This window comes from Flavobacterium sp. GSA192 (genome assembly GCF_006386525.1).
Lineage (GTDB): Bacteria > Bacteroidota > Bacteroidia > Flavobacteriales > Flavobacteriaceae > Flavobacterium > Flavobacterium commune.
In genome coordinates, this window is sequence record NZ_VAHC01000002.1 from 15,129 (window position 1) to 29,704 (window position 14,576).

Annotated in this window: 14 protein-coding genes; 12 read left to right on the plus strand and 2 right to left on the minus strand. The window is 35.7% G+C overall.

Annotated elements, in window-relative coordinates:
- Window positions 1-98: 98 nt before the first annotated feature.
- The 7 genes from FDM27_RS04175 to proC all read left to right on the plus strand — a co-directional run bounded on the left by FDM27_RS04175 (window position 99) and on the right by proC (window position 8,386).
- Window positions 99-1,490, plus strand: a complete 1,392-nt coding sequence (locus tag FDM27_RS04175) for a sensor histidine kinase (RefSeq protein WP_140485319.1) — start codon at window positions 99-101, stop codon at window positions 1,488-1,490.
- 206 nt (window positions 1,491-1,696) lie between these two features.
- A complete protein-coding gene (gene serS, locus FDM27_RS04180) occupies window positions 1,697-2,968 on the plus strand; it encodes a serine--tRNA ligase (RefSeq protein ID WP_140485320.1) in 1,272 nt (423 codons plus the stop codon).
- A 134-nt stretch (window positions 2,969-3,102) separates the two neighbouring features.
- The gene (locus FDM27_RS04185; protein ID WP_140485321.1) at window positions 3,103-4,881 is read left to right on the plus strand and encodes a tetratricopeptide repeat protein; all 1,779 of its coding nucleotides are present in this window, start codon (window positions 3,103-3,105) and stop codon (window positions 4,879-4,881) included.
- A 127-nt stretch (window positions 4,882-5,008) separates the two neighbouring features.
- Window positions 5,009-5,320, plus strand: a complete 312-nt coding sequence (locus FDM27_RS04190) for a DUF4286 family protein (protein ID WP_140485322.1) — start codon at window positions 5,009-5,011, stop codon at window positions 5,318-5,320.
- A gap of 134 nt (window positions 5,321-5,454) precedes the next feature.
- Window positions 5,455-6,234 (plus strand): 16S rRNA (adenine(1518)-N(6)/adenine(1519)-N(6))-dimethyltransferase RsmA, encoded by a 780-nt coding sequence (rsmA, locus tag FDM27_RS04195; RefSeq protein WP_140485323.1) that lies wholly within the window; start codon window positions 5,455-5,457, stop codon window positions 6,232-6,234.
- The gene (mgtE, locus tag FDM27_RS04200) at window positions 6,224-7,576 is read left to right on the plus strand and encodes a magnesium transporter (RefSeq protein ID WP_071184255.1); all 1,353 of its coding nucleotides are present in this window, start codon (window positions 6,224-6,226) and stop codon (window positions 7,574-7,576) included. Before rsmA ends, mgtE begins: the two co-directional genes overlap by 11 nt.
- Before the next feature lie 30 nt (window positions 7,577-7,606).
- Window positions 7,607-8,386, plus strand: coding sequence for a pyrroline-5-carboxylate reductase (proC, locus tag FDM27_RS04205; RefSeq protein WP_140485324.1), 780 nt, complete (start codon window positions 7,607-7,609; stop codon window positions 8,384-8,386).
- 83 nt (window positions 8,387-8,469) lie between these two features.
- Here the strand turns inward: proC and FDM27_RS04210 are convergent, their stop codons facing one another.
- Window positions 8,470-9,522 carry a family 43 glycosylhydrolase gene (locus FDM27_RS04210; RefSeq protein ID WP_140485325.1) on the minus strand — a complete coding sequence of 351 codons (1,053 nt, stop codon included), beginning with the start codon at window positions 9,520-9,522 and terminating at the stop codon, window positions 8,470-8,472.
- Window positions 9,523-10,125: 603 nt separating this feature from the next.
- On the opposite strand from FDM27_RS04210, the gene FDM27_RS04215 reads away from it, so the two are divergent.
- Together FDM27_RS04215 and FDM27_RS04220 are read left to right on the plus strand one after the other, a co-directional pair.
- A complete protein-coding gene (locus FDM27_RS04215; RefSeq protein ID WP_140485326.1) occupies window positions 10,126-11,073 on the plus strand; it encodes a 2-hydroxyacid dehydrogenase in 948 nt (315 codons plus the stop codon).
- Window positions 11,074-11,154: 81 nt separating this feature from the next.
- Window positions 11,155-11,436, plus strand: a complete 282-nt coding sequence (locus FDM27_RS04220) for a TM2 domain-containing protein (RefSeq protein ID WP_071186174.1) — start codon at window positions 11,155-11,157, stop codon at window positions 11,434-11,436.
- 143 nt (window positions 11,437-11,579) lie between these two features.
- On the opposite strand, the gene FDM27_RS04225 is transcribed toward FDM27_RS04220, so the two are convergent.
- Window positions 11,580-11,915: a single-stranded DNA-binding protein gene (locus FDM27_RS04225; RefSeq protein ID WP_071184259.1), complete on the minus strand. Its 336-nt coding sequence runs from the start codon at window positions 11,913-11,915 to the stop codon at window positions 11,580-11,582.
- 196 nt (window positions 11,916-12,111) lie between these two features.
- Between FDM27_RS04225 and FDM27_RS04230 the strand changes: the two genes are divergently transcribed.
- Genes FDM27_RS04230 through FDM27_RS04240 form a run of 3 tightly spaced genes read left to right on the plus strand, consistent with a single transcriptional unit; the run spans window position 12,112 to window position 14,552 of the window.
- Window positions 12,112-13,641 carry a carbon-nitrogen hydrolase family protein gene (locus FDM27_RS04230; RefSeq protein ID WP_071184260.1) on the plus strand — a complete coding sequence of 510 codons (1,530 nt, stop codon included), beginning with the start codon at window positions 12,112-12,114 and terminating at the stop codon, window positions 13,639-13,641.
- Window positions 13,642-13,643: 2 nt separating this feature from the next.
- The gene (locus FDM27_RS04235) at window positions 13,644-14,195 is read left to right on the plus strand and encodes a YfiT family bacillithiol transferase (protein WP_071184261.1); all 552 of its coding nucleotides are present in this window, start codon (window positions 13,644-13,646) and stop codon (window positions 14,193-14,195) included.
- A 6-nt stretch (window positions 14,196-14,201) separates the two neighbouring features.
- On the plus strand, window positions 14,202-14,552 hold the full coding sequence (locus FDM27_RS04240) for a hypothetical protein (RefSeq protein WP_071184262.1): 351 nt from the start codon (window positions 14,202-14,204) through the stop codon (window positions 14,550-14,552).
- Window positions 14,553-14,576: the final 24 nt, after the last annotated feature.

Consider the following 14,576-nt stretch of genomic DNA (forward strand, 5'->3'; position numbering starts at 1 on the left):
TTGTAACATTTTTTAAAAATCATATCAAAATAAGTCTATTTTTGCCTGAACTACAAGCACTTTGCTTAATCTAAAAAAATAGAAGGCGTAGATAGTTTATGGAGATCCTCAATCAATTTTCGAAATTATTTGTATTGGATATTCGCAATACAATGGGATTATTATTTTGGGGAAATTTTGCTTTAGCCACTTTAGTTTTCACTTTTCGATTTGCACTTTTCAGCAAGGATAACAAAACACATTTATTAGTATTTGGTTGTTCTAAAATTTTTCAGGCTTTTGCATGGTTGGCTTTTTTTCTTCGAACAGACACCATTAACATTAACCCAATCAACATTGTTATTACCAATACTTTGATTTTTACCAGTTACTATCTTGAATCCGTTGCCATGTTGATGATGGTGAAAGACAGTTCTAAAAAAGCCTATCGAATACAGTCTATATTATTTGCCATTACCCTTTTACTTTTTTACAGTACCGTTTGGTTTGAAGCCCCTGCTAATATCCGTGTTTCATTAGCATCCTTCGTTATTTTCACACTATTAATTGTGCCCTCTTTACGATTTTTAACAGCAGCACGAAGCAGTTTATTTAAAAAAATACTGGGTTTTAATTACGTCATATTGTTAGTAGTACTGGTTTTCAGAACGATTTATCCGCTTTTTAAAACCTCAACAACGCTGTACTCAGTCGATCCCACACAAAAAATCATATTCCTGATTATATTTCTAATGATGATGATTAGCGGAGTAGGTTATTTGCTTTTGTTACAGGAAGAAAAAGAAATACAAATCAAGAAATTATTAGACGACAAAGACAAATTTTTTTCCATCATTGCACATGATTTAAGAGGGCCGTTTAACGGAATTATTGGACTGTCAGAATTGTTATTGGAAAATGACAATCAATTAGACAATAAAGAAACAAATGAATTTATCCAACTCATCAATCAATCGTCAAAAAGCGCTTTTTCATTATTAGACAATCTGTTAACCTGGGCACAATCACAAACCGGCACCATCGAATTCAGTCCCAAAGAACTCGAAATACATTCCGTAACCGACAAAACTATCAGTTTGTTGTCCAATATTGCCAAAAGCAAAAACATCTCAATACGTTCTGAATTTGAAGAAAAACAACATCTGGTAGCCGACAGGAATATGCTGGAAACTATTTTTAGAAATCTGATTTCAAATGCTATCAAATTTACCAATACCAACGGCGATGTGGTACTTTCGATGAAAAAAGAAAATGGTCAGCTTGTATTTTCTGTCAGAGACAACGGCATTGGAATTGCTCCCGATAAAATAGCACAGCTGTTTGCAATAAATAATCGAAACACCACATCAGGAACCAATGACGAAACAGGAACCGGATTAGGATTGATGCTATGTAAGGATTTTGTCGAAAAACATGGCGGTCAAATTTGGGTCAATAGTCAGCCGGGAAAAGGAAGTGATTTCATGTTCAGCATCCCCGATAATTTATAGAATTTCACAGAGATTCTAAAGGAAAACACACTAAGGCTCGCAAAGGATTTTGAAATAAAACTTAGCGAATCTTAATGTTCACTTTGCGGGACTTTGCAAAATAACTTTTCACAAAACATTTCCTTAAAAGTTTGCCTTATAAGTCTCAAACATTTCCTTAAATTTGCTACCGTTATTAGAAATTTAATAGTTATAAAAATCAAACTATGTTACAAATTGCATTTATTAGAGAGAATCAGGAAAAAGTGATCAAGGCTTTGGCAAAAAGAAATTTGGATGCCAAAAGTGTTGTGGAAGAAGTGGTACAACTTGATGAGCGTCGTCGTGCTGCGCAAGTAGAGTTAGACAACATTTTAGCTGAATCTAATAAATTGTCCAAAGACATAGGTGAATTGATGAAAGCGGGTGAGAAGTCTAAAGCAGCCATCTTAAAAGAAAAAACGGTTAGCAATAAAGAAAAGAGCAAGCAACTGGCTGAAACTGCCGATGCTATTGCTGCTGAGTTAACAGAAAAACTATATACATTACCTAATCTTCCTGCCGATATTGTTCCGGAAGGAAAAACGCCGGAAGAAAACTTAAACATTTTTGAAGCTGGTGAAGTACCGGTTTTACACGAAGGAGCTCAACCGCACTGGGAATTAGTAAAAAAATACGACATCATCGATTTCGAATTAGGAAATAAAATCACAGGAGCAGGTTTCCCGGTTTATAAAGGAAAAGGAGCTCGTTTGCAACGTGCCTTAATCAATTATTTCCTGGACAAGAATACGGCTGCAGGTTACAATGAAGTTCAGGTACCACATTTGGTAAACGAAGCTTCAGGTTATGGAACAGGGCAATTGCCGGACAAAGAAGGGCAAATGTATCATGATGCAACCGATAATTTATATTTAATCCCAACGGCTGAGGTTCCGGTAACCAATTTGTTTAGAGATGTAATCTTAAACGAAAATGAGTTGCCAATTTTAACTACAGCTTACACACCATGTTTCCGTCGTGAGGCGGGTTCTTATGGTGCTCACGTACGTGGATTGAATCGTTTGCACCAATTTGACAAAGTGGAAATTGTACGTATCGAACATCCTGAGAAATCATATGAGGCTTTAGACGGAATGGTAGAACATGTAAAAGAGATTTTGAACGAATTGAAATTGCCATACCGAATTTTGCGTCTTTGTGGTGGCGATATGGGTTTCACTTCGGCTTTGACTTATGATTTTGAGGTGTTTTCTACAGCCCAAGACCGTTGGTTAGAAATTTCTTCTGTTTCTAACTTTGAGACTTTCCAGGCGAATCGTTTGAAATTGCGTTTCAAAGACAAAGACGGAAAAAACCAACTGGCACACACCCTAAACGGAAGTTCATTGGCTTTGCCTAGAGTACTTGCGGGAATTCTTGAAAATTACCAAACTCCGGAAGGAATTGTAATTCCGGAAGTTTTACGTCCGTACTGCGGATTTGATATTATCAATTAGTTCTGTTTAAAAACAGAAAGAATTATCTACAACCATTAAGAAATTAAGAACCATTAAGTTTAATGTTCTTAATTTCTTAATGGTTTAAAGAAAAAAGGAAATTTTTCAAATTTAATTTCAAACCTTATCCGGTTATGAAAAAGCTCTTTCTTTATATCACTTTGTTATTCTCGCTGTTTGCGATTGGTCAGAACGAACAATTAGCACAGTATTACTACGACAAAGGCGATTTTGAAAAAGCCAAAATCAGTTATGAGGAATTATTGGAAAACATCCCTCAAAACATGCAATACTTTCTCCGGACAGTAGATTGTTACCAGCAATTGCAACAATATGATGTTGCCGAAAAAGCCATCCAAAACCGTCTCGCAAAATACAATCAAGGCAGTCTTTTAGTTGAATTAGGATATAACTACCAACTGCAAAAGAATGATGCTAAAGCCAAAAGTTATTATGATGAGGCAATAGAGCGCATCCGGAAAAATCCCAATGAAGTGTACGGAATTGCTAATTCTTTTGAACGAAAAGTACAATTAGAATACGCATTAAAAGCTTATAAAACCGCTACTGAAATCCAGCCTAATTTTAATTTCAATTACCAACAAGGATTGCTATACGGACAATTAGGTAATTTCGAAATGATGATTAACACCTTTCTGGACGAAGCCTATGCAAATCCTCAAACTTCAATTGTGATTCAGAATCAATTGTCGCGTTTTATGACTGATGAAGCCGATGTGAGTTTTAGCAATGCTTTGCGAAAAGCTTTGGTTTTAAAGGTTCAAAAAAGTCAGGATTTGTTCTGGAGTCGTTATTTGAGTTGGTTTTATATCCAACAAAAAGAGTTTTCGAAAGCCTTTATTCAGGAAAAAGCCATCTATAAACGCAATCCTGAATCGCTTTCTACTATTTTGAATTTGGCAAATCTGGCCATTGAAGAAGAAAATCAGGAAGTAGCCAAAGAAATACTGGATTTTGTAATTGAAAATACTAAGGATTTAGGGCTGTTGGTTCAGGCACATTCGTATTTATTGGAATTAAAAATCGCTAAAGCAACCGAAAAAGATTACGCAATCATCAATACGGAAATTGAGGCTTTGCTGAAACAATTTGAAATAAGTCCTTTTACCTTATCTTTGCAGCTGATTCAGGCGCATTTTGTGGCTTTCAATTTGAAAAAACCGGAGCAGGGAAGAGCGATTGTAAAGAAAGCTTTGGAGTTGCAGCTCAATGATTACGAAGTGGCTCAGGCCAAAATGGAATTAGCGGATATTTTGCTTTTTGAAGAAAAATTCAATCAGGCGTTGTTGTATTATTCGCAAATTGAAATGGATTTGAAAAACGATGTGGTGGCTCATGAAGCGAGTTTGAAAGCGGCCAAAACGAGTTATTTTAAAGGTGATTTTCCTTGGGCATTAAAACAGTTTAAGGAATTGAAATCGGCAAATACGCAGTTGATTGCTAATGATGCCCTAGAATATTTTTTACTTATAAATGATAACACAGTAGCCGATTCGACACAGACGGCTTTGAAGGCTTTTGCCAAAGGCGATTATTTGTTGTATCAAAATAGGAATCAGGAAGCGATTGCGCAGTTCCAGTTGGTTTTAAAAACTTTTAAAGGACAAGAAATCGAAGCAGTAACGCAATTGCGACTGGGAAAAGTCTATGATAAAACAGCCGAATATAATTTGGCTTTAAGCCAATACCAATCGATAATTGACCATCATAGTAATGGAATTTACATTGATGAAGCACTGTTTTTTTCGGCAGAAATTTATAGTAAGAAGTTAAACGAACCCGAAAAGGCGAAACCATTATACGAAAAGTTGATTTTTAATCATCAGGATAGTATTTATTTTGTCGAAGCCAGAAAGAAATTCAGGGAGTTAAGAGGAGATAAAAATCTGTAAATTTTAGATAGCAGATTTTAGATTTCAGAATAGAGAATATAACAGAAAACAGATTGCACTAGAGATTTTGATATTGATTGACTTTTATTGTCTTAATACTTAACTCTCCAATCTTAATACTTTTAAAATGATAATTTATAACATTACAATTAATATACACGAAAGCGTTCATGACCAATGGATAATCTGGATGCAGCACAAACACATTCCTGAAATGCTAGCCACGGGCAAATTCACCAATGCTAAATTAGTTCGTGTTTTAGTAGAAGAAGAAATGGGAGGAGTGACTTATTCGGCTCAATTTACCACAGATAGTTTAGCGACTTTAGAGAAATTTTATCAGGAAGATGACGCAGTGCTTCAGGCAGAAGGACAAAAGCTTTTTGGTGAAAAAATGCTCACTTTTAGAACCGAATTGCAGGTTATTTCGGAGCACTAGAGAATAACTGGACTAAAGTCCAGCCTTACAAAATATGTCGAGCCGAAGGCTCTTTGAAATAAGTAAAGTTCCGTAGGAACGAATCATATTGTAGCAACGGATTTTAATCCGTTGAAGACAAAAGCAACAACAAAATGGATAAAGTAAAAGCCAAGAAACACCTCGGACAACATTTTTTAAAAGACGAGAGTATTGCCAAAGATATTGCTGATACACTAAGCTTAGAAGGATATGATGATGTGTTGGAAATAGGACCGGGAATGGGGGTTTTGACCAAATATATGTTGGATAAACCCATCAATACTTACGTAATTGAAATTGATACCGAATCGGTGACTTATTTGGAAGCGAATTATCCAAAATTGCATGGTAGAATTATTTCTCAGGATTTCCTGAAATACAATATCAATGAAGTTTTCGAGAATAAGCAATTTGCCATTATCGGGAATTTTCCATATAATATTTCGACTCAAATTGTTTTTAGGGTATTGGAATTCAGAGATCAAATTCCTGAATTTTCAGGGATGTTTCAAAAAGAAGTAGCGGAACGAATTTGTGAGAAAAAAGGAAGTAAGGCATACGGTATTTTATCTGTTTTGGCTCAGGCTTTTTACGATACCGAATATTTATTTACTGTTGACGAAAATGTTTTTAATCCGCCTCCCAAGGTAAAATCAGGAGTGATGCGTATGCGTAGAAAAGAAGATTACAGCCTGCCTTGCGGCGAAAAATTGTTGTTTACTGTAGTAAAAACAGCATTTCAGCAACGCAGGAAAACCTTGCGGAATAGTTTAAAAACTCTAAATTTGTCCGATAATCTCAGAGAGGATAAAGTATTGGATCTTCGTCCGGAACAACTTAGCGTAGCAGAATTTATAGCACTTACCAAAAAAATAGAAGCCGATGGAGTTTAAAATCAGCAAGGAATTAATTCAACAAGTAAAGGAACTCATTCAAAACAAAAGTGACCTAAAACTGGAAACTTTGTTGAATGATATTCACCATGCTGATATTGCCGAAATTCTGGATGAGCTTGATTTTGACGATGCAACTTATATCTTTAAGGTATTAGACAGTGATAAAACGGCAGAAATTCTTCTGGAACTGGAAGATGATTTGCGTGAAAATATATTGAGTAGGCTTTCGCCAAAAGAAATCGCAGAGGAGCTAGATGAACTTGAAACCAACGACGCTGCCGATATTATTGCCGAACTTTCGCAAGAGATTAAAGCCGAAGTAATATCGGAATTACAAGACGTTGAACACGCCAAAGACATTGTCGATTTGCTTCGTTATAAAGAAGACACTGCGGGTGGAATCATGCACAAAGAATTAGTAAAGGTCAATGAAAATTGGAATGTACTAACCTGTGTAAAAGAAATGCGCATTCAGGCCGAAAACATCTCCCGTGTGCATTCCATCTATGTAGTAGATGACGAAGGTCGATTAAAAGGACGCCTTTCTCTGAAAGATTTATTAACTACTTCGACCAAGACAGCTATTAGCGATGTCTATATCCGAAAGCTGAATTATGTCAACGTAGATGCCGAAGACGTTGAAGTAGCCCGTATCATGCAGAAATACGATTTAGAGGCCATTCCGGTAGTGGACGAATTGGGACGTTTGGTAGGACGAATCACCATTGATGATATCGTAGATGTAATTAAGGACGAAGCCGACCAGGATTACCAGTTAGCGGCAGGTATCTCTCAAGACGTTGAAGCCGATGACAGTATCATGGAGTTAACTAAAGCACGTTTGCCTTGGTTAGTTTTAGCATTACTCGGTGGTTTTATAACGGTAAGAGTCTTGGGATTGTTTGAAGGAGCGATGTTAGAACATGGCAATCTTTTCTTTTTTACACCACTTATTGCGGCGATGGCAGGAAATGTAGGAGTTCAATCCTCGGCAATTATTGTACAGGGTTTGGCTAATGACACTCTGAGCGGCTCTTTGTTTAACCGATTAATAAAAGAAATTTCGTTGAGTTTACTCAACGGTATTATTCTGGCCAGTATATTATTCATAGGAAGTCATTTTTTACTTAATGTAGAAGTTATTGTGGGACTTATAGTAACCACAGCCTTGATTTCGGTGATTGTAATAGCTTCATTGATAGGGACTTTTATCCCTTTATTATTGGATAAATTTGGGATTGACCCTGCTTTGGCAACAGGACCGTTTATCACTACTAGCAACGATATTTGCGGAATCCTGATTTATTTTTCGATTGCCAAAATGATTTTAGGTTTTTAATATTTTAGAAGATAAAAAAATACAAACAACATGAAAGTACATATCATTGGAGGAGGTAACTTAGGAGCAGCTATTGCATTAGGAATGGCAAAAAATGCCAGTGAACACCAGGTTACAGTAACCAGAAGAAACACAGCCAGTATTCTCTATTTAGAAAAATTAGGCGTAAGCGTTTCTTCAGATAACAAACACAATATTCAGGAAGCTGATGTTATTATTTTAACGATTAAACCGTATCAGGTGGACACCGTTTTAGCAGAAATTCTTCCTGTTATTTCGAATAAAATAATTGCATCGGGAGTAAGCGGATTATCTATTGAAGCCTTGCAAAATAAAATTGGCGAAGGTCATCAGGCTATTCGAATTATGCCCAACATTGCTGCACAATACGGAGCTTCGGCAACCTGTATTTCTTTTAACGAAAAACATGCAGAACAAGGTCAAAAACTAGTAACCATCTTCAAAGAATTAGGAACAGCACCGGTTATTGACGAAAAATTAATGGATGCGGCAACTGTTTTAGCTGCCAGCGGAACTGCTTTTGCTTTGCGTTACATCAGAGCTTCCATGCAGGCAGGTATCGAAATCGGATTTGACTGGAAAACGGCATTGGCTATTTCGGCACAAACTGTAAAAGGAGCCGCCGAAATGGTGATGGAAGAACAAATCCACCCGGAACAATTAATCGACAGAGTTACCACTCCACAAGGTTGCACCATTACAGGATTAAGCGAAATGGAATCACACGGATTCAGTTCTTCATTAATCCGCGGAATTAAAGCAGCGGTTAAGAAAATTAAAGGAGTTTAATTTTCGGTTTTATATAATACAAAAAGAGCTTCCCGATAATTTGAGAAGCTCTTTTTTCATTATAACTAACTAAAAGGCAAATATTATTTTTTCTTGGTTTTTAAAGCCATATCGTTATCATCGATTTCCTGACCAAAATCAGGCATTCCGTCTTTTGTCCATTTCAATACTCTGGCACGGGTGTGACGGTTTGGGTCTGATAAGGCGTCTCCTTTGATTTTTTCATAATCACGAGCGTGGTAAATCATGATATCGGTTTTTCCATCCTCGGCAACTGTAAAGCTGTTGTGCCCCGGACCATAACGTTTGAATTTTTCGTTGGTAAAGAAAACTGGTTTATCTAATTTATTCCATGATTTTGGATCAAGTAAGTCGGCTCCTTCTTTTGCCCAAAGTAAACCAAGGCAATAAGTCGCATCAGTTGCACTAGCAGAGAATGTTAAAAACACTTTTCCATTTCTAATCAATACAGCTGGTCCTTCATTTACTTTGTAAGTGTGCATTTCCCAATCGTAATCGGGCTGACTAATTACCAGCTGTTTTTCATCTACTGTAGTTGGACTAGTCATTTTTGCAATATACAAGCTGGTGTTTACTACATTTCCCGGACCTCTATCTACCCAAATAAGGTAACGTTGTCCGTTATGCTCAAAAGTAGTTGCATCTAAAGCAAACACATCTTTTTTAGTCACAATCTGTCCTTCCTCTTTCCACTCTCCTTTTGTAGGATCTTCTGATGGATTTGATAAAGCATAAATGCGAATTTTCCACCTGTCTTCAGCCGATCCTGCTGCAAAATAAATATACCACTTGCCATCAATTCGATGTAATTCGGGAGCCCAAATATGATTTCCCATAACCCCTTTATCATGTTTACGCCATACCACAACTGGCTTCGCCTCTTTAATTCCGTTAATGGTTTTAGAACTGCGTATTTCAATGCGGTCGTACTCCGGAGCAGTTGCAATAAAATAATAAGTTCCATCGGCTGTTTTGGTTACAAACGGATCTGCCCGTTGCAAAGCCAAAGGATTGTCAAATTGGTTTTTTTTCAGTTTTTGCGAATGCGCTGTCATTCCAATGACTATAAAAGCCAACAGAAAAGTCAGCCGTAAAAAGTTCAGATTCTTGTTCATTTTTAATAAAAATTGGGTGGTTGTCATTTTAAATGTAAAATATACATTTTTAACAAAGATAGCAATAATGTTGATTTGCTGTTTGTTTTTGTAAATTTTGATTAAAAATCTTAAACAATTGATTTTCAACACTATTTTTGTAAATAAAATAATTCAAATGACTGAAAATCAAGTATTTTATCTAATAAAAATGCTTTATATCGAATATTTAATTAGTTGCTTTTCTAAAAGTAAAAATAAATGTAATTTTATAGAAGCAAACCCAGTCTATCGCTACTTGACTTTTCTTAATCAATGGTTTAAGTTAAAACGAACATTAAATATACCTTATTATGAAAAAGTTATTCAACATGATTTACGACAAGATTTCCCGTTTTTTATTCGGAGACGAAACGATGGCGAGATATTAACGAAAAATTGTATCAGTAAAAAAAGAGCGTATGTAAAAAACACTACTTTAAGTTTGGGTCATCCAACAGCAAGCCATTTCTGAATTAGTTTTAATTTAGAAATGGTTTTTTGTTGCTACGGGATACTCATTTTTAGACACAAATGAATCCCCTATTTTTTTAGTATTTTTGAAAGCTCAACATAAAAATACTTATGGATATTAAAATTCTGCACATAGATAGTAATAACCCAATAATGATGAGCCAATTACAGCAATTGGGTTTTATCAATCACGAAGACTTTACTTCGTCAAAAGAAGAAATCGAAAATAAAATTCAGGATTATCATGGAATTGTCATTCGTAGCCGATTTAAAATTGATAAAACTTTTTTAGACAAAGCAACTAATTTGCAGTTTATAGCCCGGGTTGGTGCAGGCTTGGAAAGTATTGATTGTGATTATGCTTTGACTAAAAACATTAGGCTAATAGCAGCTCCCGAAGGTAACAGAAACGCAGTTGCCGAACACAGTTTAGGAATGATTTTATCTCTTTTTAATAATTTAAACCGTGCCGACAGAGAAATACGTTCCGGACACTGGAACAGAGAAAGCAATCGCGGTCATGAATTAGACGGAAAAACCGTGGGAATTATTGGTTATGGAAATATGGGAAAATGGTTTGCTAAAAAACTCAGAGGTTTTGATGTCGAAGTGCTTTGTTATGATATTCAGGAAAATGTGGCCGATGCCAATGCAAAGCAGGTTTCTTTAGCCGATTTACAACAAAAAGCAGATGTATTAAGTTTGCATATTCCATGGACTCCCGATACCGACAAAATGGTTAATGCGTCTTTTATAGATGCTTTTGCCAAGCCGCTTTGGATTTTTAATACCTCTCGGGGGAAAAACATTGTAACGGCTGATTTGGTTGCTGCTTTGCAATCCGGAAAAGTTTTAGGTGCCGGACTGGATGTTTTAGAATATGAAAAATTGTCTTTTGAGACCTTATTTCAGGACAAAACTACACCCGAAGCTTTTCAGTATTTATTAGAAGCCGATAATGTGTTATTGTCGCCTCATGTGGCTGGCTGGACATTTGAAAGTCACGAGCGATTAGCACAAGTAATTGTGGATAAAATCAAGAATTTATACTTTAATTAAAGTAAATCAGCTTGTGTTATTTTAGTATTTAGATAAAATTTCATAAATTTAATGATTGATAATCAGCAAAATACTATGATTATGGAAAATTCAAAACACGAACACTGGAATCAACCACAACCTTTTGAAGAAGATAATAAAAGGCTGGCTGCAGGTTTATTAGCTATTATTCTGGGGCCTTTGGGAATTCATAAATTTCTGTTGGGTTACACTAAAGAAGGAGTCATCTGGCTTTTTCTAAGTCTAATCAGTTTTGGAGCATTAACCGGTCTTTTAGGACTTATAGAAGGAATTATCTATTTGACCAAATCAGAGGATGAATTTTACAGAACATACCAATTAGGACGAAAACCCTGGTTTTAAATAAAAATCCGAACCAATAAAAAGCTGTTTAAAATACATTATTCTATAAAATACAATTCCGCAAAGCCATTCAACTTTGCGGAATTTTTTTTAACTCTCGGCTTTTGTTTTTTTACATAAAAAACAACTAGTCAAATCTCAGCTTATGGTTTTCCTAATAAGAGTAAATCAGAAACCACCACTTCGGTCACATAACGTTTTTCGCCGTTTTTATCTTCATAAGTACGATGAGTCAATTTGCCTTCTATGGCAATTTCTCGTCCTTTAGTAACGTATTTTTCGATAATTTCGGCAGTTTTTCCCCAGGCAATTAATCGATGCCATTGGGTCTCCTCAACTTTTTCTCCTTTATCGTTTTTGTAAATTTCGTTAGTTGCCAATGTAAAATTGGCTAACTTTTTACCTCCGTCAAAATTTTTGATTTCAGGTTCATTTCCTAAATGACCTATCAACTGTACTTTGTTTCTTAATGCATTCATGGCGTATAAAATTTAATTGTTAATGAATAAATTTGATTTAAAATTGTCATTGCTTTTATTGCTTTTCGACGATACAAAGTTGCAACCAGGGCAAACATTTATTCGGTTAGTATCTATTTACTTTCGGTTATAAATATTTGTAAACGTTTGTAAACGGATACTTTTTTTTCGTATCTTTCAGCAAATCAATTCTTTTATGCAAGCAGAAATCAACAAAGTCGAACTACGAAATCTGAAAATTCAAGACTACAAAGAATTGAAAAATTCGATGATTGAATCTTATCCGGAAATGGTTGACGATTATTGGAGAGAAGCCGATATTAAAAAATTACTCAAAATATTTCCCGAAGGTCAGCTGGTTATTTTAGTTGATGACATTGTAGTTGGTGCCGCATTATCCCTTATTGTACACGAAGATTTAGTGGATCAAAACCACGATTATGCTAAAATTACAGGCAACTATACCTTTTCTACCCATACTGCCAAAGGTGAGATTTTGTATGGTATTGATGTTTTTGTAGTACCAAAATACCGTGGATTACGTTTAGGACGCCGTTTGTACGATGCCCGAAAAGAAATTTGCGAACAACTAAATCTAAAATCCATTGTATTTGCAGGCAGAATTCCGAATTACGCCAACTATGCACATGAAATCAATCCCAAAACTTATATTGACAAAGTAAAAAGAAAAGAGATTCATGATCCCGTACTGTCTTTTCAATTAAGTAATGATTTTCACGTAATGCGGGTGATGAAAAACTATCTGGAAGGCGATAGAAAATCTAAAGAATTTGCTGTTTTATTAGAATGGAATAACATCTATTACATTGAAAGTCCTACAATTATTAATACCGAAAAAACAGTCATCCGATTGGGGTTGATTCAATGGCAGATGCGTCCTTTGAAAAATCTGGAAGCGTTGTTTGAACAATCTGAATTTTTTATTGATGCTGTTTCGGGTTATGGCAGCGATTTTGCTGTTTTCCCCGAATTGTTTATTGCGCCTTTAATGGCCGATTACAATCATTTGTCTGAAGCCGATGCCATTCGGGAACTGGCTAAATACGCCGAACCTATAAGGAAACGTTTTCAGGAATTAGCCATTTCATATAATATCAATATTATTAGCGGAAGCATGCCTAATTTAGTTGACGGAGTCCTCTATAATAGTGGTTTTTTATGCAAAAGAGACGGTACTTATGAAACCTACACCAAAATCCACATTACCCCAAACGAGGTTTTTCACTGGGGAATAACAGGCGGAAATACCATTCAGACTTTTGACACCGATTGCGGAAAAATAGGAATTATGATTTGTTATGATGTGGAATTCCCCGAACTTTCCCGATTAATGGCCGATGAAGGCATGAACATTCTCTTTGTTCCTTTCCTGACCGATACTCAAAACGGCTACACTCGGGTAAAACATTGTGCCCAGGCCAGAGCCATAGAAAACGAATGTTATGTGGCCATTGCAGGCTGTGTAGGCAACTTGCCAAAAGTAAACAACATGGACATTCAATATGCACAAACCGCTGTATTTACACCCGCCGATTTTGCTTTCCCAAGCAATGGAATCAAAGCCGAAACAACACCAAATACCGAAATGACGCTAATTGTAGATGTCGATTTAGATCTTTTAAAAGAATTACATGAACACGGAAGTGTAAAAATCTTAAAAGACCGTCGTCATGATTTATATCGAATTAAAAAACTAAAAAATTAAATATGGAGCATCAATTGCATGATATAGAAAGCTTACGATTTCCAATAGGAGAATTTCAAAAACCTAATTCTATAACCCCAGATTACTTAGATACATGGATTGAAACTATTGAAAATTTTCCTTCCAAAATAAATGAACTGACCAAAAACCTTTCGGTAAACGAATTAAATTGGATTTATAGACCCAACGGCTGGAAAATAAAACAAGTAGTACACCATTGTGCCGATAGTCATATCAATAGTTTTGTCCGTTTTAAATTGGCATTAACTGAAGAAAAACCAATCATTAAACCGTATGAAGAGGATCGATGGGCAGAACTCATTGATGGCGTTTCTGATGACTTAACGGCTTCCCTTCAAATAATCAAAGGAGTACATGCCCGATGGGTTTTGCTATTAAAATCATTTAGCGAAAAAGAATTAAAAAGACAATTTATCCATCCGGCAACCCATAAAACCTCATGTTTAGAAGAAGTTATTGGCGTGTATGCCTGGCATTGTAATCATCATTTAGCACATATTGAACAAGCCTTGTTTTACAAGGGACAATTTTAAAAAATTATGGTAAAGAACTGTTTAGAATGTGGCGAAAAAATTATAGGTCGCGAAGACAAGAAGTTTTGCAGCGATGGCTGTCGCAATGCCTACAACAACAAAATGAACAAGGACAGTAACAACTTCATGCGCAACATCAACAATAAATTGCGCAAGAATTACCGCATTCTTAGCGAGCTGAACACCGATGGAAAATCAAAAACCACCAAAAGCAAATTATTAAGTAAAGGTTTCGATTTTGATTTTTTTACCAATATTTTAAAAACTAAAACAGGAAACACATACTATTTTCTGTATGATCAAGGTTATATGTTATTAGAAAATGATTTATATATTCTTGTAAAAAAAGACAATTAGTTGCCCTACCCCAAACCTACTTAA